Annotated in this window: 20 protein-coding genes; 6 read left to right on the top strand and 14 right to left on the bottom strand. The window is 65.7% G+C overall.

The window, feature by feature from the left end; all coding sequences use genetic code 11:
- Positions 1–7: 7 nt before the first annotated feature.
- The 5 genes from gspF to GO606_RS18415 all read right to left on the bottom strand — a co-directional run bounded on the left by gspF (position 8) and on the right by GO606_RS18415 (position 6,505).
- Positions 8–1,210 carry a type II secretion system inner membrane protein GspF gene (gene gspF / locus GO606_RS18435; protein ID WP_169117042.1) on the bottom strand — a complete coding sequence of 401 codons (1,203 nt, stop codon included), beginning with the start codon at positions 1,208–1,210 and terminating at the stop codon, positions 8–10.
- A gap of 6 nt (positions 1,211–1,216) precedes the next feature.
- Positions 1,217–2,686 carry a type II secretion system ATPase GspE gene (gene gspE, locus GO606_RS18430; RefSeq protein WP_169117043.1) on the bottom strand — a complete coding sequence of 490 codons (1,470 nt, stop codon included), beginning with the start codon at positions 2,684–2,686 and terminating at the stop codon, positions 1,217–1,219.
- Positions 2,683–4,842: a type II secretion system secretin GspD gene (gspD, locus tag GO606_RS18425; RefSeq protein WP_169117044.1), complete on the bottom strand. Its 2,160-nt coding sequence runs from the start codon at positions 4,840–4,842 to the stop codon at positions 2,683–2,685. The genes gspE and gspD overlap by 4 nt, the downstream gene beginning before the upstream one ends.
- 13 nt (positions 4,843–4,855) lie before the next feature.
- Positions 4,856–5,353: a type II secretion system protein N gene (locus GO606_RS18420; RefSeq protein ID WP_169117045.1), complete on the bottom strand. Its 498-nt coding sequence runs from the start codon at positions 5,351–5,353 to the stop codon at positions 4,856–4,858.
- Between the two features lie 132 nt (positions 5,354–5,485).
- Positions 5,486–6,505, bottom strand: coding sequence for a Fe(3+) ABC transporter substrate-binding protein (locus tag GO606_RS18415; protein WP_169117046.1), 1,020 nt, complete (start codon positions 6,503–6,505; stop codon positions 5,486–5,488).
- A 117-nt stretch (positions 6,506–6,622) separates the two neighbouring features.
- Here GO606_RS18415 and GO606_RS18410 point away from each other — a divergent pair, with 117 nt between their 5' ends.
- Positions 6,623–6,958: a DUF2325 domain-containing protein gene (locus GO606_RS18410; RefSeq protein ID WP_169117047.1), complete on the top strand. Its 336-nt coding sequence runs from the start codon at positions 6,623–6,625 to the stop codon at positions 6,956–6,958.
- 13 nt (positions 6,959–6,971) lie between these two features.
- Here GO606_RS18410 and GO606_RS18405 read toward each other — a convergent pair whose 3' ends face one another.
- From GO606_RS18405 to GO606_RS18380, 6 genes are all read right to left on the bottom strand, one after another.
- Positions 6,972–7,541 carry a C40 family peptidase gene (locus GO606_RS18405; protein ID WP_169117048.1) on the bottom strand — a complete coding sequence of 190 codons (570 nt, stop codon included), beginning with the start codon at positions 7,539–7,541 and terminating at the stop codon, positions 6,972–6,974.
- Positions 7,538–8,182, bottom strand: coding sequence for a 3'-5' exonuclease (locus GO606_RS18400; protein ID WP_169117049.1), 645 nt, complete (start codon positions 8,180–8,182; stop codon positions 7,538–7,540). Before GO606_RS18400 ends, GO606_RS18405 begins: the two co-directional genes overlap by 4 nt.
- Positions 8,179–10,077: a DUF294 nucleotidyltransferase-like domain-containing protein gene (locus GO606_RS18395; protein ID WP_169117050.1), complete on the bottom strand. Its 1,899-nt coding sequence runs from the start codon at positions 10,075–10,077 to the stop codon at positions 8,179–8,181. The genes GO606_RS18400 and GO606_RS18395 overlap by 4 nt, the downstream gene beginning before the upstream one ends.
- Positions 10,078–10,190: 113 nt before the next feature.
- A complete protein-coding gene (locus GO606_RS18390; RefSeq protein WP_169117051.1) occupies positions 10,191–11,597 on the bottom strand; it encodes a PhoH family protein in 1,407 nt (468 codons plus the stop codon).
- A 35-nt stretch (positions 11,598–11,632) separates the two neighbouring features.
- A complete protein-coding gene (locus tag GO606_RS18385; protein WP_169117052.1) occupies positions 11,633–12,097 on the bottom strand; it encodes a peroxiredoxin in 465 nt (154 codons plus the stop codon).
- An 84-nt stretch (positions 12,098–12,181) separates the two neighbouring features.
- A complete protein-coding gene (locus tag GO606_RS18380) occupies positions 12,182–12,556 on the bottom strand; it encodes an Mth938-like domain-containing protein (protein ID WP_169117053.1) in 375 nt (124 codons plus the stop codon).
- A 245-nt stretch (positions 12,557–12,801) separates the two neighbouring features.
- Here GO606_RS18380 and GO606_RS18375 point away from each other — a divergent pair, with 245 nt between their 5' ends.
- Both GO606_RS18375 and GO606_RS18370 read left to right on the top strand, forming a co-directional pair.
- Positions 12,802–14,022, top strand: a complete 1,221-nt coding sequence (locus tag GO606_RS18375) for a pyridoxal phosphate-dependent aminotransferase (protein WP_169117064.1) — start codon at positions 12,802–12,804, stop codon at positions 14,020–14,022.
- An 82-nt stretch (positions 14,023–14,104) separates the two neighbouring features.
- Positions 14,105–15,415, top strand: a complete 1,311-nt coding sequence (locus GO606_RS18370) for a homoserine dehydrogenase (RefSeq protein ID WP_169117054.1) — start codon at positions 14,105–14,107, stop codon at positions 15,413–15,415.
- A gap of 187 nt (positions 15,416–15,602) precedes the next feature.
- On the opposite strand, the gene GO606_RS18365 is transcribed toward GO606_RS18370, so the two are convergent.
- Positions 15,603–17,027, bottom strand: a complete 1,425-nt coding sequence (locus GO606_RS18365; protein WP_169117055.1) for an aldehyde dehydrogenase family protein — start codon at positions 17,025–17,027, stop codon at positions 15,603–15,605.
- 493 nt (positions 17,028–17,520) lie between these two features.
- Between GO606_RS18365 and GO606_RS18360 the strand changes: the two genes are divergently transcribed.
- From GO606_RS18360 to thrC, 3 genes are all read left to right on the top strand, one after another.
- Positions 17,521–18,741, top strand: coding sequence for an IS110 family RNA-guided transposase (locus tag GO606_RS18360; protein ID WP_246979205.1), 1,221 nt, complete (start codon positions 17,521–17,523; stop codon positions 18,739–18,741).
- A 188-nt stretch (positions 18,742–18,929) separates the two neighbouring features.
- A complete protein-coding gene (locus GO606_RS18355; RefSeq protein WP_169117516.1) occupies positions 18,930–20,447 on the top strand; it encodes a methyl-accepting chemotaxis protein in 1,518 nt (505 codons plus the stop codon).
- A gap of 146 nt (positions 20,448–20,593) precedes the next feature.
- Positions 20,594–22,033, top strand: coding sequence for a threonine synthase (gene thrC, locus GO606_RS18350; protein ID WP_169117515.1), 1,440 nt, complete (start codon positions 20,594–20,596; stop codon positions 22,031–22,033).
- 113 nt (positions 22,034–22,146) lie between these two features.
- Here the strand turns inward: thrC and nadC are convergent, their stop codons facing one another.
- Both nadC and GO606_RS18340 read right to left on the bottom strand, forming a co-directional pair.
- A complete protein-coding gene (gene nadC / locus GO606_RS18345) occupies positions 22,147–22,995 on the bottom strand; it encodes a carboxylating nicotinate-nucleotide diphosphorylase (RefSeq protein ID WP_169117513.1) in 849 nt (282 codons plus the stop codon).
- A complete protein-coding gene (locus tag GO606_RS18340) occupies positions 22,992–23,984 on the bottom strand; it encodes a DMT family transporter (protein ID WP_169117512.1) in 993 nt (330 codons plus the stop codon). Before GO606_RS18340 ends, nadC begins: the two co-directional genes overlap by 4 nt.
- Positions 23,985–24,046 lie beyond the last annotated feature (62 nt).

The raw sequence follows: 24,046 nt of genomic DNA, 5'->3' as shown, positions 1-24,046 counted from the left end.
TGTTCGCTTACCTCAGCAGGGTGTTGATTTCGATGATCGGCTGCATCACCGCGAGCACGATCGCGAGCACCAGCGCCCCCATCGCGAGCAGCAGCGCGGGTTCGAGCAGGCTGGTCAGCACCGCGGTGCGGTTTTCCAGTTCCTGCTGCTGCAACCGCGCGGCGCGTTCGAGCAGCTCGTCGAGGCGCCCCGTGGCTTCGCCGTTCGCGATCATGTGGATCAGCAGCGGCGGAAACGCCGCAGTGGCGCCGAGCGCCCGCGCGAGGCCGTGACCTTCGCGCACGCGCTCGGCCGCGTCGCGCACGGCGTCCTGCAGCGGCAGGCGCGTCATGACTTCGCGGCCCGCCTCGAGCGCCGGCAGCAGCGGCACGCCGCTGCCGGTGAGGATCGCCAGCGTGCTCGCGAAGCGCGTCGCGTCGAGCGTGCGCAGCTGGCGGCCGAGCACCGGCAGGCGCAGCAGCCGCGCGTCCCAGCGCCGTTGCACCGAAGGATTGCGCAGCAGCATGCGGGCCCACAGCCCCAGGCCGCCGGTGGCGATGAGCACCAGCCAGCCCCATTCGCGCAGGAAAGCGGACAGGCCGATCATCGCGCGCGTCAAGAGCGGCAGCGCCTGCCGGCTGTGCTGGAATACCGTGACGACCTGCGGCACGACGTAGGTCATCAGGCCAATCACGACGAGCAGCGCGACGGCCGCGACGATCGCCGGGTACAGCAGCGCCTGCAGGGTTTTCTGGCGCAACGCGCTGCGCCGCTCGAGGTAGTCGGCGAGCTGCATCATCACACCGGGCAGCTCGCCGGACTGCTCGCCGGCGGCGACCGAGGCGCGGTAGATCGTCGGGAACGCGGCCGGGTAGCGCTCGAGCGCGGCGCGCAGGCCGTAGCCGGCGAGGATCTCGGAGCGCACGCCGGCGAGGATCTGGCGCGTCGCTTCGCGGTCCGCCTGTTCGATCAGCGCGGCGAGCGACGCATCGACGGTGAGGCCGGATGCGAGCAGCGTCGCCCATTGGCGCGACAGCAGCGTGAGCTCCGCGTCGCGCAGCCGGCCCGGCCTGCGGGAATGCCCGGCCGCGCCGCGCATGTTCGTCACGTCCAGCGGAAACAGACCGCGCTCGCGCAGCAGGCCGCGTGCGGCGCGTGCGGTATCGGCTTCGAGCACGCCGGCGCTTTCATGTCCGGCGTCATCGACGGCACGGTAGCGGAACGCGGTCATGCGGCGTCAGTCCTTCGTCACCCGCAACAGCTCTTCGGCCGACGTGACGCCGTCCGCGACATAGCGCAGGCCGTCGTCGCGCAGGCTGCGCGTGCCGGCGCGACGCGCATGTCCGCGCAGCCGCGCTTCGTCGGCGCCGTCGTGGATCAGCCGCGCGAGCGCCTCGTCGGTGACGAGCAGTTCGTAGAGGCCGCTGCGGCCGCTGTAGCCGGTATGGCTGCAGGCGGGGCAGGCGTGCGCGGTCCATAGCGTCGCCGGGCAGGCGTCGCCGAACGCGGCGACCTCCGAGGCGGTGGCCTGCGCCGCCTCGCGGCACGCCGGGCACAGCCGGCGCACCAGCCGCTGCGCGAGCACGCCGCGCAAGGTCGAGGCGAGCAGGAACGGTTCGACGCCCATGTCGGCGAGGCGCGTGACGGCCGACGGCGCGTCGTTGGTGTGCAGCGTCGCGAGCACGAGATGGCCGGTGAGGCTCGCCTGCACCGCGATCTGCGCCGTCTCGAGGTCACGGATCTCGCCGATCATGATGACGTCCGGGTCCTGGCGGAGGATCGCGCGCAGCGCCCTCGCGAACGTCAGGTCGATGCGCGGATTGGCCTGGATCTGGCCGACGCCGGGCAGATCGTATTCCACCGGGTCTTCGACCGTGACGATGTTCATCCGCGCGGCGTCCATCGACTGAATCGCCGCGTACAGCGTCGTGCTCTTGCCGGAGCCGGTCGGGCCGGTCACCAGCACGATGCCGTGCGGCTGCCCGAGCAGCGCGCCGAACGAGGCGCGGGTGTCCGGTGCCATGCCGAGCGCATTGAGCCCGAGCTGCGCCGTGCTCTTGTCGAGCAGGCGCAGCACGATGCGCTCGCCGTGCGTCGTCGGCAGCGTCGACACCCGCACGTCGACCTGGCGGCCAGCGAGCCGCAGGCCGATGCGCCCGTCCTGCGGCAGGCGTTTTTCGGCGATGTCGAGATTCGCCATGATCTTGATGCGCGACGCCATCGCCGCGTGCAGGCCGCGATGCACTTCGGCGATATCGCGCAAAATGCCGTCGCGGCGCAGCCGCACCAGCGAGCGGCGCTCGTACGGTTCGATGTGGATGTCCGAGGCGCCGTCGCGCACGGCCTGCGTCAGCAGCGCATTGATCATGCGGATGATCGGCGCGTCGTCCTGGCTGTCGAGGAGATCGGCGACCGCAGGCAGTTCGGTGATCAGTTTCGACAGATCGATATCCTGACCCGCGCCGGCGATGACTTCGGCGGCGCTGCTGTCGGTGCCGTTGTACGCGTCGGCCAGCCGCGCCTCGAACACCGCGCGCGTGACGCGCGTGATGGAAACCGGGACCCCGAGCGTGCGGCGCACTTCGGTGAGCGCGGCGAGGCTCGCATCGTCGCGCAGCACGAGTTCGGCCGACGCGTCGCTGCGCCCCGCGACGAGTATGCCGTGAGTGCTGGCAAAACCGTAGGGCAGGGGCGCGGCGTCATTCACGGGTTGACCTGCTCCGGAGTCCGGCCCGGCTGCGGCGCGGTTGTGACGAAGGGCGGCGGCGTGGCGCGTGTGGGCGCGTGCGACACCGGGACGGCGGGGGCCGGGCTGCCGGGCGCGGGCAGCTCCGGCGGCGTGTTCTCGCCGCGCAGCAGCGCGTTCGGTGTGGCGACGTTGCGCTGCTGCCCGATGATGTAGTCGTAGCGCGCGTTGGTGATCGCCGAGTAGCTGTCGCTGTCGCGCAGGATCACCGGGCGCAGGAACACGACGAGGTTCGTCTTCGTGCGCCGTCGCGTGTCGTAGCGGAACAGGCTGCCGGCGAATGGGATGTCGCCCAGCAGCGGCACTTTTTCCTCGCCCGAGCTGTAGTCGTCCTCGACCAGGCCGCCGAGCGCGATGATCGCGCCGTCGTCGACGAGCACGGTCGACTGGATCGAGCGCTTGTTGGTCGTCGGCCCGGCCGAGTCGTCGAGGGTCGGCACGACCGACGAGGCTTCCTGGTAGATGTCGAGCCGGATCGCGCCGCCTTCGGAAATCTGCGGCCGCACCTCGAGGGTCAGGCCGACGTCGCGGCGTTCGATCGTCTGGAACGGATTCGCCGGCGTCGTGCCGCCGCCGGTATTGGCATACTGGCCGGTGATGAACGGCAGGTTGCGGCCGACGACGATCTTCGCACCTTCGTTGTCGAGCGTGACCAGGCTCGGCGTCGACAGGATGTTGGTGCGGCTGTCGGTTTCGAGAAAGCGCGCCAGCAGGCTGAGGTTGAAGACTTCGACCATCTGCCCGTTGATCGGGACTTTTACCGTGCCGCCGCCGAGCAGGAAGTTCATCCCCTTGCCGACCGAGCCGATGTTCTGCGCCGCGCCGATGATGTTCTGCCCGGCACCGCCGAAGTTCGTGCCGCCGAAAAAGGTTGAACTGCTGCCGGCGCCCGGGGTGTTCGCGCTCTGCCACTGGATGCCGAACTCGGCGGCGCGCTCGGTCGAGATCTCGGCGATCAGCGCCTCGATATACACCTGCGCGCGGCGCCGGTCGAGCAGGTCGATGACATGGCGCAGGTTGCGGTAGATCGCTTCCGGCGCGACGATGATGAGCGCGTTATTGACGGGGTCGGCCTGGATCATGCCGCTGCGCTCGGACGCGTTGCCGGGTTCCGGCGAGGGGCGGTACGTCGCCGGGGTGAGGCCGGCGCCCTGCGTCGTCATGCGATCCGGCGTCGATGCTCCGAGCGGGCTGGGCGAGGCAATGCTGTCGGTCGCGGAGGATGCCGAACCGTCACCGGCAAGCGCGCCGTTCAGCGTCTGCGCGACTTTCGTCGCCTCGGCGTTCTTCAGGTAGACAACATGGATGTTGCCGCCTGCGCCCGGACGGTCGAGCGACGCGACGAGCTGGCGCAGCGCGCTGATACGGGAGGGATTTTCGGTCCTGACGAGCAGGCTGTTGGTGCGCGCGTCGGGCACGATTTGCACGCGCTGGCTCGTATCCGCGGCGTTCGCCCCGCTGCTGTTCCCGGTTCCATCGTTCATCAGCCGGTTCAGCGTCGCGGCCAGGTCGACCGCTGCCGCGTGCCTCAGTTCGAGCACGTGGACGTCGCCCTGCGGAACGTCCACCGAATCGATGATGCGCGCGATGCGTGCGACGTTATCGGCATAATCGGTGACCACCAGCACGTTGTTCGACGGGAAGGCGGTGACGGTGTTGTTCGGCGACACCAGCGGGCGCACGACAGCGAGCATCTGCGTGACCGATTCGTTGCGCATCGCAAAGACCTGCGTAACGAGGCTGTCGCCCCGTCCGCGGAGTCTCTCCTTGCCGACCGGCACGCCGTGCAGCTTGGCGTCGGCCTCCGGCACGATCTTCGTCACGCCCGGCCCCTCGACTGCGGTGTAGCCCTGCAGCCGCAGCGCCGACAGCAGGATCTGGTATGACAGGTCGCGTGACACCGGCGTGTTCGTGACGATGTTCAGCGTGCCCTTGACGCGCGGATCGATGAGGAAATTCTTCCCCGATATCTTGCCGATCGCCTTTATGACGGCGTCGATCTCGGCGTTCGCAAAATTCAGCGACACCGTGTCGTCCTGCGCGGCGACCGCAAGCGGGGAAAGGGAAAGCAGGCCGAGCGTCAACAGCAGGCCGCGCGCGCGAGTCATCAGGGTCATGGGCACGGGTTCGCTAGCGGTCCGGTTTTGCAGTTGCGGTTGCGGCAGCGAGCGAGCTGCCGGGTGATTGCGGTAGTTCCAGATGGAGCGTCCGGGTGATGCCGCTGCGTTCGATCTCGACGCGGTCGGCATGGATCTTCACGAGCCGGGTGTGCGGCGCAAGCGTTTCCCCTTCAGTTGCGGGGATGACACCGCCGCCTGCGGATTTCAGCAGGGCAAAACCCCGCTCGCTGCCGAATCCGGTCGCGACGCCGATGAGCGCGTATGTGGGGCTGTCGGCGGTCGGCTCCGAGACCGGGCGCGTCTCGACGGCGAGCGGTGCGCTGTCGACGATCTTCTGCGCTGCCGTTGCCGGATCGGCTGAGGAGCGGAAGGTGGCCGAGATATTCCCGGGGGCGGCGAAAAGCAGGAATGAATCCGCTGCGACCCACGCCGAAACCGATAATGCGGCGATCCAGGCGAACGTCGCCGGCCAGCGACCGAATCGCGTCGAGAAAAAGCGTTTGAGCATCGGGAGCGACGTGCGGCCTTGAACGAAGGGCGCATATTACTCCTTCGCTTGTGCGTGCAGGAATACGGTAGAGAATGGCGAAAAAAAGCCGCCCTGCAGGGCGGCTTTGGTAGCAGCGATACCGGATATCGTTTAGCGGAAACCGGCGCGGTCGTAGATGCGCTGGGCTTCGGCCGCGGTCTTCGCCAGATCGCCGACAGGCAGCGCATCCGCCTTGAAGTCGCCGAGCGCGTCGAGGGCAGGGTTCGTGACCTTCACAGTCTTGACCACCGGCCATTCATTGTTGCCGTCGGCGAAATACTTCTGCGCACTGTCGGAGGCGAGGTATTCGAGGAACTTGACGGCGGCAGCCTTGTTCGGGGCGTGCTTCAGCATCCCGGCGCCGGAGATGTTGATATGCGTGCCCCAGGTCTTCTGGTTCGGCCACACCGCGCCGACCTTCGCGACAACCGCCTTGTCCTCTTCCTTCGTCGAGTTCATCAGCCGCGCGAGGTAGTAGCTGTTCGCGATCGCGACCCCGCACTCGCCGGCGGCCACTGCCTTGATCTGGTCGGTGTCGCCGCCCTTCGGCGTGCGGGCGAAGTTCGCGACGAGGTCGCGCGCCCACTTCTCGGTCTTCTCGGCACCCTCGTGATTGATCAGCGCGGCGCCGAGAGAAATGTTGTACGGATGGCTGCCGGAGCGCGTGCAGACCTTGCCTTTCAGCTCGGGGCTGGCAAGGCTGGCGTAGGTCTGGACCTGTTCGGGTTTCACTGTTTCCTTGTTGTAGACGATCAGGCGCGCGCGAGTCGAATACGAGAACCAGTTGTCGGTGCGCAGGTGGGCGGGGATCCGCTCTTCGAGCACCTTCGACTTTACCGGGGCGAAAATGCCGAGCTCGTCGGCCTTCGCCAGACGCGATGCGTCGACGGTAATGAACACGTCGGCCGGGCTGTTCGCGCCTTCGTTGCGGATCCGCTCCAGCAGCTCGTCTTCCTTGGCTTCGATGCGGTTGATCTTGATGCCGGTCTGCTTCGTGAAGTCCTGGTAGAGAGCTTCGTCGGTCTGGTAGTGGCGGGCGGAGTAGAGGTTCAGCTCGTTGTCCGCCGCGTGCGCGTGGACCGCAGTCAGGCCGAGGCCGATCAGGACGGAGGCAAGGAGGGTCTTCTTCATGACTTGGCGCCTTTGTGTTAGTTCGATGGCGGCATAATAACGATAACAATTCGCAGTTGCAATCCATTCGTATTAGCGGCAATATGAATGCGAATAATTCGCAATAAGGAGATTCGCATGAACGCGCTGATCGTCGGTGCCGACCGCCTCGGCAACATTCCGGACGTGCTCGCGGGGTTCGGCATCCGCATTGCGGCCCACGTCAGCGGGCGCGACAGCGCGCACCAGCGCCGCAGCGCGCCGCTGCCGGCCGGCATCCAGATGGTGATCCTGTTTACCGATTTTCTCGGGCACAACGTGATGCAGCGTTTTCGCGAGGCCGCCAGCCGCGAAGGCGTAATGCTGGTGTGTTGCCGCCGGTCGGTATGCGCGCTGCAGCAGGCGCTCGGGCGGCGCATCGAGCAGGGCGACTGCGAAGGCTGCCGGGGCGGTTGCGCGACGCGCAGGAAGTGATGGCGGCTGAGTTCTAGCGGGGCAGCATCGCGTCGGCGTCTGGCAGCAGGCGGCGCGCGCCGTTGAAACGCTGGCTCCAGTAACGCTCCCCGATCTCGTCAAGGCGGACCCGGCCGCCGCTTGCCGGCGCATGCAGGAAGCGTCCCTCGCCCATGTAGATGCCGACGTGCGAGAACGTGCGCCGCATGGTGTTGAAGAACACCAGATCGCCCGGTTTCAGGTCCTGCAGGCCCACTTTGTCGCCGAGGCGCGCCATTTCCCGCGCAGTGCGCGGCAGATCGAGGCCGAGCGCGTTGCGGAACACGTTCTGCACGAGGCCGCTGCAGTCGAGCCCGGTCGCGGGGGAATTTCCGCCGAAGCGGTAGCGGATACCCAGATACTCCATCCCCTGGTTCATCAGTTCCTGGGCGGCGTTGCCGTAGCGCTCGATCAGGTCCACAGAGCCGTCGTCCGCCGGGGCCTCCCTTTCTTCCGCCGCCGCCACAGGTGTCGCGGCAGCAAACGCGAAGGCGATCAGCAGCGCGGCAAGGACGCCGATGCGCGACAGCACCCTGCGGGGTGCAGCGTCGTGAGGATATTTCATGCCTGTCGTCTCAGGTGGCGGCACGAGCGCTCCAGTTCTGCGAGGCTGCGCGGGGTCTTGAGCCCGAGCGCGAGCGCCCGCGCCTGGGCGGCGAGCATCAGCTGGGCAATCGCCCACGCGTCGCCGAGTGCATGGTGGCGCTGGAAAGTCTCGATTCCGAACGCTTTCATCCAGTCCGCGAGGCGCGCGGGATGGTCGATGAGTTCGCCGTACAGGGCCGGCAGCAGCCAGTGAAGATCGAGCCACGTCCATTCCGGCTTGATCCCGAGGTGTTCGCCGAGGGCGCGTTCGAGCAGGCTGCGGTTGAAGCCCGCATTGAAAACCACGACCGGACCCGCGCCGCAGAAGGTCAGCAGGTTGATCAGCGCGGTCGCCGGGTCGGGTTCGAGTCTCGCGTAATAGCTCTCGGTCGGCGGCAGCACTCCGCAATCGACTGCGATTGCGCCGACTGCGAGGAGGCGGTCGGCGTCGAGGTCCAGCCCTGTCGCTTCGGTATTGACGATGACGTAGCGGGCTTCGAAGTGCGCGACGCCCAGGTCCGGCTCGGCCGCGGCCTGCCAGTGCGCCAGCGTCTCGCGCAGCGCGATGTCGAGCGCGGTGATGTCGGCCCGGTTCGAGAGCAGTCGCGTGAGCCAGTTCATAGCTGGTAGTCGAGCTTCAGCCGGAGCTGGAGCTTGCGCGCCTGGCGAAACGCTTCCTTGAGGATGCGGCGGTCGAGTTCATTGAGTTCGTCGGGATTGATGCGGTTGTCGCCCGGCGAATCGTGTTCGGTTTCGAGATGCTGCGAGCGCAGGCGCAGCAACTGGATGAAGTGGAAGCCGTCGATCAGCGCGGCGATTTCCTCGGCCTGCATTCCCATCTTCGCGCCGGCCTGGCGCAGGCGCTGGACCGTGCTGCTCGAAGCGACGCCGGTGCGCAGCGCGAGGATGCGGGCGACGTCGACGAACAGGCGGGCGCCGCATTTTTTCAGGTCGATCGTGCCGTCGTCGTCCAGGACGAAATCGCGGATGCGGCCGAGCGGCGGCGCGACCTGCAGGGCGTTCACGGCCATCATGCGCAGGAAAGCCGTGTTCGCTCGCGCGGTGTTGTTCAGCCACGTGCGCAACTGGTCGCCGAGCCGTTCGTTGCCGCACAGCACGCGGTAATCGAAGAAGATCGACGCATTGAGCAGTGCCTGCGGGTCCGGTTCGCGGATCCAGTCGCCGAAACGCCCTCGCCATTCCTCGAACGTCAGGCATAGCTCCGGGTTGCTCGCCATGATGTTGCCCTTGCACAGCGGGAAGCCGCAGGCCGCGAGGTTTTCGTTCACCTCCCGGCCGAACGCGAGCAGGCGCTTGCGCAGGGCTTCCTTGTCGGCGCCTGGCGGGCTGACGAAGATCACGCCGTTGTCCTGGTCCGACGACAGGGTCTGTTCATGCCGTCCTTCCGAACCGAATGCGAGCCAGGCGTAATCGATGCCGTGGATGTCGTGGCGGGCGGCGGCGAGGTCGATGATGCGGCGGGTGAGCGCATCGTTGAGCGCGGAGATGAACTGGGTCAGCTGCTCGGCGCCGACGCCCTGGGCAATCAGGTTCAGCGCGAGCTGGCGAATGTCGCGGCTCGCCCGCTGCAGCCCCTCGACGTCCTCCGCGCCCTCGATGCCGGCGCGAACCTGGCGCAGGCTGATGCGCTGCAGCGAGAACAGGTCGCGCTCGGACACGACGCCCTTGAGCCTGTCGTCGCCGTCGGTGACGAGCAGGTGGCGCACGCCGTGCGTTGCCATTTCGAGCGCTGCGTCGTACGCGGACGCCGAGGCGGGCATCAGGTGCGGATCGCGGGTCATCACCTCGCTGATCGGTCGCTGCAGGTCGATCGCCGGCAAAACGATGCGCGACAGCAGGTCGCTCTGCGTGAGGATGCCGACCGGGCGCTGTTCGGTGTCAACGATCACCATGCAGCCGAGGCGCATTTCGGACATCTTTTCGAGCGCCGCGCGGATCGTCGTTCCGGGGGTGACGAAGATCGCGTCCTTCTTCACGAGTTCGCCGAGCGGCGTCGTCATCGTCTGCTGCTCGGCGGCGCGCTGCGCGAAGCTCGTCTGCAGCTGCTGGCGCGACTGGTTCAGCAGGCTGGCGATGTACTGGGTGCAGAACAGGTGGAACACCGGGCTCATCTGCATGAGCTTGAGAAAGTCTTCAGCCGGCAGCTGGTAGATGAAGCTGTCTTCGACGGCGACGTAGCTGTTCGTCGACGGGCGCTGCGCCGAAATCGCGCCGATCGGAAAGCATTCGCCCGGCCCCAGCGTCATCGTCGTGTAATCCGTGACGGTTGCCGGGCCGAACTGGCGCGCCTGCACCTTGCCGCGCTGGACGATATGGAAATGCCGCGGCTGCCCCATCTCGGGCGTCAGGATCTCCCTGCCCCGGGCATGAAACGCCAGCACTGCCCGCTCGGCGAGGAAGTCGAGCGCGTGCGGCTCCATCCGGTTGAAGGGCGAGAAGCGCTTGAGGAAATCCGAGCTGGCGCCGATCAGCATCCCGGCGGCGGTAGCGGTCATGGGGCTCTTCCGCGCAAAAAAACCTGCGCATTATAGGCCGCGTACCGGTTAATCGGGATGATCCGGAAATGTTTCACATGCATGCGCCTGCCGGGTCCGGCAAGCGCACGCGGCTACAGCACTTCGGCCGCGTGGTCCGCGAGCCGTGAACGTTCGCCGCGCTGCAGCGTGATATGGCCCGAATGCAGCCAGTCCTTGAAGCGGTCGACGACGAAAGTCAGGCCCGAGCTGCCTTCGGTCAGATAGGGCGTGTCGATCTGCGCGATGTTGCCGAGGCACACGACCTTGGTGCCGGGGCCCGCGCGCGTGATCAGCGTCTTCATCTGCTTCGGCGTCAGGTTCTGCGCTTCGTCGATGATCAGGAACTTGTTGATGAAAGTGCGCCCGCGCATGAAGTTCAGGCTCTTGATCTTGATGCGGCTGCGGATCAGGTCGCGCGTCGCGGCGCGGCCCCAGTCGCCGCCTTCGCCGGCGGTGCCGTTCAATACGTCGAGGTTATCCTCGAGTGCGCCCATCCACGGCGCCATTTTCTCTTCCTCGGTGCCGGGCAGGAAGCCGATGTCCTCGCCGACCGGCACCGTCACCCGCGTCATGATGATTTCGGAATAGCGCTTGGCTTCGAGCACCTGGGTGAGACCGGCGGCCAGCGTCAGCAGCGTCTTGCCGGTGCCGGCCTGGCCGAGCAGCGTGACGAAGTCGATTTCCGGGTTCATCAGCAGGTTGAACGCGAAATTCTGCTCGCGATTGCGCGCCGTGATGCCCCACACGTTGTTCTTGGTGTGCGCATAGTCGACCAGCGTTTCGAGCAGCACGCTGCGGCCGTTGCGCTCCTTCACCCACGCCTGCAGCGGCGCCTCGCCGTTCTGGAACAGGAACTCATTGACCAGCAGTTCCGGGGCCAGCGGGCCGGTGACCCGGTAATAGGTGCGGCTGTCCTCCTTCCAGGATTCCATGCCCTTGCCGTGGGTGTCCCAGAAGTCGGGCGGCAGTTCGCGCCAGCCGCTATAGAGGAGGTCGGTATCTTCCAGTACCTTGTCGTTGAAGTAATCCTGCGCATCGAGGCCCAGTGCGCGGGCCTTGATGCGCATGTTGATGTCCTTGGAGACGAGGATCACCGGGCGCTGCGGGAAGCGCTCGGCGAGGTGCATCACGACCGCGAGGATGTGGTTGTCGCCTTTGGCGGTGGGCAGCGCGGCGGGCAGCGCGATCTTGATCGCTTCGGTCTGCAGGAACAGCTTGCCGGTCGCCAGGCCTCGTGAGGGACCGTCGAGGGTGATCCCTGCATGGATGTCGTCCGGGCTGCCGCTGACGATGTCGTCCATCATGCGGCTCGCCTGGCGGGCGTTGCGGGCAACTTCGGACATCCCCTTCTTGTTTGCGTCGAGCTCTTCGAGCGTCATGATCGGCACGAAGATGTCATGTTCCTCGAAGCGATAGAGGCTCGTTGGATCGTGCATCAGCACGTTGGTATCGAGGACGAACAGCTTGGTCTTCTGGGTGCGGAGCGTGCGTTTGGTCATGGAGTGCGGAGCAGGTGGGAGGAGTCCGGCCGGATCTAAAGGGTGGTGACGAAGTCCAGCACTTCCTGGACGTGTCCGGGCACCTTGACGCCGCGCCATTCGCGCCGGATCGCGCCGTCGGCGTCGAGGACAAAGGTGCTGCGCTCGATGCCGCGCACCTCTTTGCCGTACATGTTCTTCATCTTGATGACGCCAAAGGCGTTGCAGGCGACTTCATCGGCGTCGGAGATCAGCTCGAACGGCAGGGCGAGCTTGGCCTTGAAGTTCTCGTGAGACTTGAGGCTGTCGCGCGAGATGCCGAATACTTCGCAGCCGGCGGCGCGAAACGCCGCGTAGTGATCGCGGAAGTCCGCTGTTTCATTGGTGCATCCGGGCGTGCTGTCCTTCGGATAGAAATACAGCACGACCTTGCTGCCGCGCAGGGCTGCCAGCGCAACGGCGGTTCCGCCCGTGGCGGGCAGGCTGAAGTCGGGCGTGGACGAAGTGGCGCTTGCGGTCATGGACCCTCCAGCGAAAATGGATGGCTGCAGCGTAGCGGACAAATGTTGCAGCTGACAATGCGCGCCGGAAGGCGGGCGCGGTGTTCAGGGCGCGTCGAAAATCAGCGCGGCTGCGACGGCGCGACCTTCGGTGGCCAGGATATTGTAGGTGCGGCATGCCGCCGCCAGATCCATGACTTCATAGCCGATGCCGGCGTCGATCAGCGGGCGCAGCACGCGTGGCGACGGAAAGCGCAACCGCGAACCGGTGCCGAGGAGGACCACTTCGGGGGCGAGTTCGCGCAGGGCGACGAAGTCGGCGGCGGCAAGATCGTCGAATCCGGCCGCTGCCCACACCAGCACCCGCTCGCTCGTCACGATGAGGTTGCCCTCGTGGCGCACCTTGTTGACCATCACGTGATCGGCGGCATAGCCGGTGAAGAGGTTGAGGTTCGAGTTCTGTTCGAGATTCAGCTTCATGACGGTTCGCTCGGTCGCAAAATTGCCGGGGGGGGCTGGCTTGGATAAGATAGCTTCTTTGGCTCGCCGATCCGGCACGAGGCATTCTACCCCGGCGAGCGAAAACCTTGCGCGCCACTGCCGTGGTGCGGAGTATCCAGATCATGCGAAAGAAAGGACGGATTGCGATGAGCGTCGAGCCGAAACTGCGTGTTGCCCCCCTGGTGGCGGAAACGCAAGCCTCCCCGCTGGCCCCCGACGCGAGGATGGTGCGCAAGTCCGCGAAACTCGCCAACGTCTGCTATGACATCCGCGGCCCGGTGCTGGCCAAGGCCAAACAGATGGAGGACGAAGGCCACAAGATCATCAAGCTGAACATCGGCAACCTCGCCGCGTTCGGCTTCGATGCGCCGGAAGAGATCCAGCTCGACATGATCCGCAACCTGCCGAATTCGGCCGGCTACTCGGACTCGAAAGGCATTTTCGCCGCGCGCAAGGCGGTGATGCACTACACGCAGCAAAAGCACATCAAGGGCGTGACGCTCGAGGACATCTACATCGGCAACGGCGTATCCGAGCTGATCGTGATGGCGATGAACGCGCTGCTGAACATCGGCGACGAGGTGCTCGTGCCGGCGCCTGATTACCCGTTATGGACCGCTGCGGTGAGCCTGTCGGGCGGCACGCCGGTGCATTACCTCTGCGACGAAGCCAACGGCTGGCTGCCCGACCTCGACGACATGCGCGCCCGCATCACGCCGAACACGCGCGCGATCGTCGTCATCAACCCCAACAACCCGACCGGTGCGCTGTATCCGGACCACATCCTGCAGGGCATCGTCGACATCGCCCGCGAGCACGGCCTGATCCTCTACGCCGACGAGGTGTACGACAAGGTGCTGTACGACGGCGCGACGCATCGGTCGATGGGTTCGTTCTCCGAAGACGTGCTGACGATCCTCTTCAACGGGCTGTCGAAGAACTACCGCTCGTGCGGCTACCGCGCCGGCTGGATGGTGGTGTGCGGCGACAAGCGCCACGCGCAGGACTACATCGAGGGGCTCAACATGCTCGCGTCGATGCGCCTGTGCGCGAACGTTCCCGGGCAGTATGCGATCCAGACCGCGCTCGGCGGCTACCAGAGCATCGACGACCTGGTCGCGGAGGGCGGGCGCATGCGCCGTCAGCGCGATCTCGCCCACGAACTGATCACCGCGATTCCGGGCGTCAGCTGCGTCAAGCCGAAAGCGACGCTGTACATGTTTCCGAAGCTCGACCCGAAGCTTTACCCGATCCAGGACGACCAGGCCTTCATCGCCGAACTGCTCGAAGAAGAGCGCGTGCTGCTCGTGCAGGGCACCGGCTTCAACTGGCCGTACCCCGATCATTTCCGGCTCGTGTTCCTGCCGCACGAGGACGACCTGCGCGACGCGATCGCACGCATCGCGCGTTTTCTCGAGCAGTACCGCAAGCGGCACGCCACCTGAGCGGGGCCCGCCTGACTCAACGGCGTACCCAATCGGCTCACTCAACCAAATTTCCAACCGAATCTCAATCGAACGAGCTTTTATGAAACCGATCAATGTTGGCCTGCTGGGCATCGGTACCGTCGGCGGCGGTACCTTCACCGTTCTGAAGCGCAACGAGGAAGAAATCACCCGCCGCGCCGGTCGCCCGATTCGCATCACCGCAGTGGCTGACAAGAATCTCGAGCTCGCGCGCACCGTCGCGGGCAGCGGCGTGCGGCTGACCGATGACGCGTTCTCGGTCGTCGCCGACCCGGAAATCGACATCGTCGTCGAACTGATTGGGGGCTACGGCGTCGCGAAGGAACTGGTGCTGAAAGCGATCGAGAACGGCAAGCACGTCGTCACGGCGAACAAGGCACTGCTCGCGGTGCACGGCAACGAGATCTTCGCCGCTGCGCAATCGAGGGGCGTCATGGTCGCGTTCGAAGCCGCGGTCGCCGGCGGCATCCCGATCATCAAGGCGCTGCGCGAGGGCCTTTCGGCGAACCGCATCCAGTGGGTCGCCGGCATCATCAACGGCACGACGAACTTCATCCTCTCCGAGATGCGCGACAAGGGCCTGCCGTTCGCAGACGTGCTGAAAGAAGCGCAGGCGCTCGGTTATGCCGAAGCCGACCCGACTTTCGACATCGAAGGTATCGATGCCGCGCACAAGGCGACGATCATGAGCGCGATCGCGTTCGGCGTGCCGATGCAGTTCGAGGCCGCGCACGTCGAAGGCATCACGAGCCTCGACAGCGTCGATATCGCCTACGCCGAACAGCTCGGCTACCGCATCAAGCTGCTCGGCATCTCGCGCATGCGTACCGAAGGCATCGAACTGCGCGTGCACCCGACGCTGATTCCGGCCAAGCGCCTGATCGCGAACGTCGAGGGCGCGATGAACGCCGTCGTCGTCCATGGCGACGCCGTCGGCGCGACGCTGTATTACGGCAAGGGCGCCGGCGCCGAGCCGACTGCCAGCGCGGTGATCGCCGACCTCGTCGACGTCACCCGTCTGCACACCGCGGACCCCGAGCATCGCGTGCCGCATCTCGCCTTCCAGCCCGAGCAGGTGCGCGACCTCAAGGTGCTGCCGATCGAAGAAGTCGTGACTTCGTATTACCTGCGCATGCGCGTCGAGGACAAACCGGGCGTGCTGGCCGACATCACCCGCATCCTCGCCGACAGCGACATCTCGATCGAAGCGATGATCCAGAAGGAAGCGCCGGAAGGCGCGTCGCAGACCGACATCATCATGCTGACCCACGTCACGATCGAGAAGAACGCCAACGCGGCGATCGCGAAGATCGAAGCACTGCCGGTCGTGCAGGGCAGGATCACGCGCCTGCGCATGGAAAGCCTGCAGTAAGCGCGCGTCAAAAAAGCGCCCCGGCTGCCGGGGCGCAAGCGGATCGTCCCGGGTCAGGTGGAGGAGACCGGACCCGTGCAGCGGCGACCCGTGCAACAGCGACCCGCGCGAATGTGACGAATGGGAAAGCGGAACCGGGAGGATTCCCGGTCGCCGCACCCCAACCCGGCCGGGCGCGGAAACCCCGCTAGGCCTTCATGATCTTCAGCGTCTGGATCGAGGTGTATTCCTCGAGCCCGTAGCGGCCGAACTCGACGCCCAGCCCCGACTGCTTGACGCCGCCGAAGGGCGCGTCGGGCTGCACCGCGCCGTGCTCGTTCACCCACGCCGTGCCGCATTCGAGGCGCAGCGCGAGCTCCGCGGCTTTCGCGCGGTCTTTCGACCAGATCGAGCCGCCCAGCCCGTTTTCGTTGTCGTTGGCGCGCGCGATCACTTCCTCGATGTCCGAGTAGCGGATCACCGGCAGCACCGGGCCGAACTGCTCCTCGTCGACGACGCGCATGCCGTCCTTCGCGTCCGCGATCACGGTCGGCTCGAAGAAGAAGCCGCAGCCGGTCCGGGCCTTGCCGCCGGACAGGATGCGTGCGCCCTGCGCCCGCGCGTCCTCGACGAGTTCCTGCACGAAGTCCATCTGCGCCTTGTTCTGCACCGGTCCGAGCTCGGTGCCTTCGACCAGTCCGTTGCCGACGACCGTCTCCTTGGCGATGCGCGCCAGCTCCGCGCACACGTCTTCATAGATGCTGTCGTGCACATAGAGCCGCTTGAGGCAGGCGCAGGTCTGGCCATTGTTGTGGAAACCGACGCCGAAGAGCTTCGGCGCGATCGCTTTCGGATCAACGTCGGGCAGCACGATGCCCGCGTCGTTGCCGCCGAGTTCCAACGTGAGCCGCTTCAGGTTGCCGGCCGCGTTCTGCATGATGTTCTTGCCGGTCGGCGTCGAGCCGGTGAACACGATCTTGTTGATGTCCGGGTGTTTTGCGATCGCCGAGCCGACACCGGATTCGCCGGTGACGATGTTCAGCACGCCCGGCGGCAGGATCGCGTTGGCGAGCTCGACGAAACGGATCGTCGCGGTCGGCGTCAGGCCCGACGGCTTGATGACGACGGTGTTGCCTGCGCGCAGCGCCGGGATCACGTGCCAGATCGCGATCATCAGCGGCCAGTTCCACGGCGTGATCGAGCCGACGACGCCCAGCGGCTTGCGATGCACCTCGATGCGCGCATCGTCGTTGTCCTGGATCACCTCGACGGGCAGTTCGAGGTCGGCCGTGACGTGGGTCCACGCGATTGCGCCCCCGACCTCCATCCCCGACCCGACGCCGTTCAGTCCGCCGAGCGGCTTGCCGGCCTCTTTCGTGACCAGTTCCATCAGCTCCGGCATGTTCGCTTCGAGTGCCGCACCGAGCGCGTGCATCAGGCGCTGGCGCTCGGCGTCCGGGGTGCGGCACCATGCCGGGAACGCTGCGCGCGCCGCGGCGACGGCCTGGTCGACATGGGCGGGGGTACCCGCCTGTACGCACGCGAAGGGCTCGCCGGTTGCGGGGTTGATGACTTCAAAGGTGCTATCGGCCTTCACTGGCCTGCCGTTGATGATCATGTCGAAAATCTGCATCTCGTCTCCTTCACGCTTGCGTTGAAGCGAATTGTTGTAAATCACCCGCCGTGGCGGCGGGCGATGGTCGGAAGCCTATGGGACGCGGCATGCGCAGTGTTATCCGAGATCGGCAAGGCCGCGGCAGGATAGGGGCCGCTCGCGACCCGGGAACGGCGACCCGGTCCTGCTCGCTCCATCTCACCGGCTCGCGGCGAGCGGGGAACGGCCCTTGGCGCGGATCTCCTCTCCATCGGGCTAACGGTGATTGCGATGGCCGCCACCCCTGATGATGAAAGAGAATTCGGGGTGGAAGGAGGCGGGAAGAGGTCGCGCAATTTTTTGGCGGCTCGACCCCGCAAGCTAACGTGACCCGCCGAACTGACTCGTACCCCGGATTGCTTCCATAGAGAGCGCACGTTAAACAGGCCGTCGGCGACTTGTCGCCTTCAGGCACTTTCAGTTCTGGCACCCGCCCCCTTCCACTGTTGAGTGTAATTCGACGGGAGATGGCATGGAACTGGTAGCGCTACACAAACGAGTCATCGGACTGGATGTGCATCAGGCGCAAATTACGGCCTGCGCGATCCTCGAAGAGGCCGACGGCACGACGCGTATCGAACAGCGGCAATTCGGTGCGTTCAAACGCGATCGGCGCGCACTGGCCGACTGGGCGGCATCGCTTGCTCCCGATCAGGTGGTGATGGAGAGCACGGGCATCTACTGGAAGAGCCCGTATGCCGCACTGGAAGCGGTGGGCATCCGTGGGCAAGTGGTCAATGCCCGGCACGTCAAGAATGTTCCCGGACGCAAGACCGATGTCGGCGATGCGCAATGGTTGGCGACGCTCTCGCGTGCCGGATTGCTGCGCGGTTCGTTCGTGCCGCCGGCACGGCTGCGTGAGTTGCGTCTGATTTCGCGGCAGCGGCAGAAACTGGTGGGTCTGCTGGCCTCCGAGAAGAACCGCCTGCACAAGGTGCTGACCGACGGCGGCATCCGCCTGGGCGTGGTGGTGAGCGATCTGCATGGTCAGTCGGCACGCGCCATGGTCAAGGCCATCATCGAAGGGCACTCGCCGAACGAGGTGCTGAAGTTCGCCAGTCGGCGACTCAAGGCCAGTCGCGAGGAAATCTTCGATGCCTTGCAGGGGGAACTGACCGACAGCCATCGCTTCGTGCTCGATGAACTGATGCACCATGTCGAGGAGATCGAGGCGCGCATTGCGCGCTTCGATGCGCGACTTCTGGATGGACTGCAGGACGAACGAAACGCGCTCGCCTTGCTGCAAACCCTGCCCGGCGTCGATCTGATCGGCGCAGCCATGCTGCTGGTGGAAATTGGCACCGATATGGAGGCATTCGGCTGCGCGGATCGGCTGACGTCCTGGGTCGGCATCTGCCCGGGCAACAATGAGTCGGCGGGCAAGCGCAAATCCGGACGCGTTCGCAAGGGCAACCTCTATGTCCGACGCCTGCTCTGCGAGTTCGCTCATGCCGCCAGCCGCACCAAATCGGCCTTGCAGTCGAAGTTCCAGTCGCTCATCGTTCGCCGCGGCCACAAACGCGCCATCGTCGCCTTGGCACACAAGATTCTGCGCACCATCTACTTCATGCTCAAACGTGGCGAACACTACCGGGATTCAGCCACCGACTATGAGGCGCTTTCCGTTCAACGCAACGCTCCACGCTGGATCAAGGCTCTGACTCGCTTCGGCTTCATTCGCGCAGCCGCCTGATTCACCCGCCCTTCCACCCCATGACCTTCAGCGGTCAGGCGCGCGCTCGTCTCGGATGTGGGCTCTTTCACGTTAAAGGTTGCCCGGAAATGGACGATACACAGGATCAAGCGGGAGATTGACGGTTACGTCCGGAAGTGGACAACGGTGCCGTCGATGCATTCCCAAAACAGGACCCAGGAGATTTCATGAATTCGAATCCGCGCAGCGGTCTTGCTGCATCCTTGTTCCCATTTCTGCGCAAAGGCCGTGACGAGACGTCGCGCTCGCTGGCGGACCTGAGTGGTGAACGTCCGGATATCGGCGAGAAGGCGACCGGGGTGCGAAGCGGTTTCGTCGCGCAGGTCCGGGAGACGATCGCCGCGCTACGCGGCAAAGGCTCGAGCATCGCTGTCGAGGCAGCGAAACTGAACCTGCGCATTCACCAGACCACTGTCAGTGCGAACCGCCAGCGTGAGCTCGCGGCGTTGGTTTTCGACGCGAGTCAGACGACTCGCGCAGCGGTTTCGCGGGTGAGCGCCCACGCCGACGAGATCGACGTCGCGACCGCAGCCAACCTGGAGGCGGTGCAGACCAACTATCGGGAACTGCTCGACGTGGCCGAACGCATCAGCGGGATCAGCGAAAAAGTGCAGTCTTTCGACCGGATCGTTGCCGAGCTGAACAATCATTCGGCAAAGATCCGGGACATCGGCCTGCTGATCAATCACATTTCGGACCAGACCAACCTGCTGGCCCTGAATGCGGCAATCGAAGCGGCCCGCGCCGGCGAATCGGGCCGGGGTTTCGCAGTGGTTGCCGATGAAGTCCGCAAGCTCGCGGAGAAGGTCAAGGTCGCGACCGGCGTCATCACCGAGAACTCGGACCAGATGCTCGGTCTCGTCGCCGATACCGAAGTGGAGACGCGCGGCATTGCCGAGGATTCGGCGCGGGCACTGCAGGTGGTGCACAAGTCATCGGCGAATTTTGCCGCGATGATCGGAGAATTGCAGCGGGTCGGCGCGCAGATGAAAGTCATCACTCACTCGATTCACGAGATTCGCAACACCAACGAGACCGTGCATGAGCGGGTGAACGAAATCAACTCGCTGTCGGGGCAGGTGTCGACGCAGATGCTCGAATCGGAACGCTTCTCGAGGGACCTCCGGGAGCATACCGAAGGCCTCCACGCGCTGTCGTCGCGCTTTCGCATCGGCGAGTCGGCCTACGACAGGTTGACGGCGGTGGCCGAGGAAAGCCGCAACGAGATGGTCGCGTTCCTCGAGGACAAGGCGCGCACGCTGAACATATTCGATACGCGCTACCAGCCGATTCCGAACACCCACCCGCCCAAATTCCACACCAGCTACGACATGGCGATCGGCAAGGAGCTGCAGGATATTTACGAGCGCGCGCTCGAAAGGTTCCCCGGCCTGGCGTTCTGCGCGGCGGTCGACACCAACTGCTACATGCCCGTCCATAACCGCCGTTTTTCCGCGGAGCCGAACGGCGACCCCGAGCATGACCTGATGTTCAGCCGGCAAAAGCGCATCTACGACGATCCGACATGTCGTCGTGCACTCGCCAACACGGGGCACGCGCTGCTGCAGACCTACGTGCGCGACACCGGCGAGGTGCTGTGCGACCTTTCGCTGCCGCTCATCGTCGGCGGCCGGCACTGGGGTACCTATCGCTTCGGCTTCCCGCCCGCGTTGCTGCAGGATTGAACCGGGTGAGCGGTGCCGCCGCGCATGGACTGGGTGCGCCCGCTGGCGGATAATGCGCCCCTTGTGACGCCGGGAAGCCTGTACGCCGGCGCTGCAGCGGTCCGCCGCCCGTTCCATTTGAACCTGCTCATCTGAAGGACCCCACCGTGAAGTATCTCTCCACTCGCGGCCACGCCGCGCGACCCGAGTTTTGCGACATTCTGCTCGGCGGTCTTGCGCCGGATGGCGGGCTGTACCTCCCTGAAAGCTATCCGCGGATCTCGCGCGCCGAACTCGACGCGTGGCGCTCGCTGTCGTATGCGGATCTCGCGCTCGCGATCCTGTCGAAGTTCATCACCGACATTCCCGCCGCCGACCTGAAGGCGATCTGCGACAAGACCTACACTGCCGAGATCTATCGCTTCGCGCGTCCGGGCGACGACGCCGCCGAGATCACGCCGGTGCATTGGCTCGAAGCCGGCAAGCTCGGCCTGCTGGAGCTGTCGAACGGCCCGACGCTGGCGTTCAAGGACATGGCGATGCAGTTGCTCGGCAACCTGTTCGAGTACGTCCTGGAGCGCCGCGGCGAGACCATCAACATCCTCGGCGCAACTTCCGGCGATACCGGCTCGGCGGCCGAATACGCGATGCGCGGCAAGCACGCCGTGCGCGTCTTCATGCTGTCGCCGCACGGCAAGATGAGCGCTTTTCAGCGCGCGCAGATGTATTCGCTGCAGGACGAAAACATCTACAACATCGCCGTCACCGGCATGTTCGACGACGCGCAGGACATCGTGAAAGCGGTCTCGAACGACGCCGCCTTCAAGGCGAAATACAAGATCGGCGCGGTCAATTCGATCAACTGGGCGCGCGTTGCGGCGCAGATCGTCTATTACTTCAAAGGCTATTTCGCCGCGACGCGGTCGAACGACGAACAGGTCGCCTTCTGCGTGCCCTCGGGCAATTTCGGCAACATCTGCGCCGGCCACATCGCGCGCCAGATGGGGCTGCCGATCGCGCGGCTGATCCTCGCGACAAACGAAAACGACGTGCTCGACGAGTTCTTCCGCACCGGCGTCTATCGTCCGCGCAAGGCTGCCGAAACACACGTCACGTCGAGCCCGTCGATGGACATTTCCAAAGCGTCGAACTTTGAACGCTTCGTGTTCGACCTTGTCGGGCGCGACTCGAAGCGGGTCGCCGAACTCTGGAAGGCGGTGGATGCAGGCGGCGCCTTCGACCTGTCGGGGTCCGCCGATTTCGCCCGCATCGGCGATTTCGCGCTCGTGTCCGGCTGCAGTTCGCATGCGGGGCGCGTGGCGACGATCCGCAAGGTGTTCGAGCAATACGGCACGATGATCGACACGCACACCGCCGACGGCGTCAAGGTCGCCTGGGACTGTGCCGGCAGCGTGCCGGCGGGCGTGCCGTTGCTGGTGCTCGAAACCGCATTGCCGGCAAAGTTCGCCGAAACGATCCGTGAAGCGCTCGGGCGCGAGCCGGAGCGTCCGGCCGAGCTCGAAGGCATCGAGAACCTGCCGCAGCGCGTCGAACTCATGGCGCCGGATGTCGAGGCGGTCAAGCGCTTCATTGTCGAGCGCGTGTAGCGCCGGCAGAGGGAGGCCGCGAACGGGAGTCCGTCGCGGCCCTTGTTGGGCAGTCCGTGCCCGGTGTGGAGGGCGGCTGCTCTGGTCCGGATCTGTCTAACCCGAAGCGGCCCTCATTCCTCGACGTGACGCAGCGACAGGTCGATCGCCCGGACGTCCTTCGTCAGGCTGCCGATCGAAATCCGGTCCACGCCCGTTTCGGCGATCGCGCGCACTTTTTCGAGATTCACCCCGCCCGATGCTTCGAGTTCGGCGCGCCCGTCGGCGATGCGCACGGCTTCGCGCATCGTCTCGAGGCTCATGTTGTCGAGCAGGATCATCTTCGCACCGGCGTCGAGCGCTTCATGGAGCTCTTCGAGCGTCTCGACCTCGATCTCGATGAACACGTTCGACGGCGCGATCGCCTGGGCCTGCTCAATGACGCGGGCGATGCTGCCGGCGGCGATGATGTGGTTTTCCTTGACCAAGATGCCGTCGTAGAGTCCGACGCGGTGGTTCACGCCGCCGCCGACCGTCACGGCGTATTTCTGCGCGAGGCGCAGGCCGGGCAGGGTCTTGCGGGTGTCGACGATCTTCGCGCGGGTGCCGGCGATCGCATCGACGAAACGCCGCGTCGCAGTCGCGGTCGCTGAAAGCAACTGCAGAAAATTCAACGCGGTGCGCTCGGCGGTGAGCAGCACGCGAGCGCTTGCGACGACTTCGCACAGCACCTGGCCCGGTTCGATCCGGTCGCCGTCGCGGACGTGCCAGACAACCGCGGCGGCGGGGCTCAGCACCTCGAATGCGGCGTCGAACCACGCGGTGCCGCACAGGACCGCCGCCTCGCGCGTGATGACGCGGCCGCGTGCGTCGGTTTCCCACGGGATCAGACGCGCGGTGAGGTCGCCCGTGCCAACATCTTCCGCCAGCGAGGCGGCAACGTTGCGCTGGATTTCGATGCGTAGCTGTTGTGACAGATTCATTGGCGTCGGCCTTCGAAGTGGAGCGGGGATTCTAGCGGTTCCGTCCCTTCGATGGCGCGAATCTCGTTTGTCCCGGACGCCGGTTCGGCCGCCGTGACAAGCGCCTCCTGTCGGCGCTGCGCGGCGCGGCGACCGTCGATGGCGATCAGCACCCCTGCGCCGCCGATCGTCAGGATGCCGGCCAGTCCCCAGCCATCCGGCAGTTGGCCGAAGCCGAACCAGCCGATCAGGGTCGCCCACAGCAGCTGCACGTACAGGATCGGCGACAACATCGAAGCCGGGGCGTCGCGGAACGCGCGGATCAGCAGGAAATGCCCGCAGCCGCCGTAGATCCCGAGCGAGGCGATCAGCAGCGCATCGAGCGGTCCGGGCATCGGGCCCTCCCACAACCACGGCAGCGCGAGGCTCATGACGCCGGTGCCGACCAGCGCCGTGTAGAACAGCATGTTGACGGGGGTTTCGGTCGGGGAAAGCTGGCGGGTCAGAATCTGGTAGGCCGCGTAGCTCACGGCCGCCCCGAGGGCGAGGGCGACGCCTTCGGCCACCAGCGCGCCGCCGGGGCGGGCAATCAGCAGGACGCCGATGAAACCGGTCACGACGGCCACCCAGCGCAGCGGGCCGATGCGTTCGCCAAGCAGTGGTCCGGCCATCAGCGTGACCATCAGCGGCGCGGCAAAGACGATCGCGGTCGTCTCGGCCAGCGGCATCACCTGCAGCGCGGCGATATTGAAGAAGGTCACGGCGAGCAGACAGGTGGCGCGAACGATCTGTCGTCCCGGCCGCTTCGTCGTGATGAGCTTCAGGCGCATCGACGGCGCCAGGAACACCACCATCAGCAGGAAGTGCAGCGCGTAGCGCGCCCACACCAGCATCGGGACCGGGTAGGTCGCGGCGAGGCGTTTGGCGGTGGCATCGAGGAGCACGAACAGGAACAGCGCACCGAGGAGCAGCATGATGCTGCGCAGCGCATGGGGGTGAGTGTCGGACATGGGGTGGGGGCTCGATTATTGTGGGGGCAGACGAAACCCGGAAGTTCCGGATCGAAGCACGG

Source organism: Aromatoleum anaerobium (genome assembly GCF_012910705.2).
In the GTDB taxonomy this organism is placed as follows: Bacteria; Pseudomonadota; Gammaproteobacteria; order Burkholderiales; family Rhodocyclaceae; genus Aromatoleum; species Aromatoleum anaerobium.
Note: the sequence above shows the minus strand (reverse complement) of the source record. Positions and strands in the feature narration are given on the sequence as shown.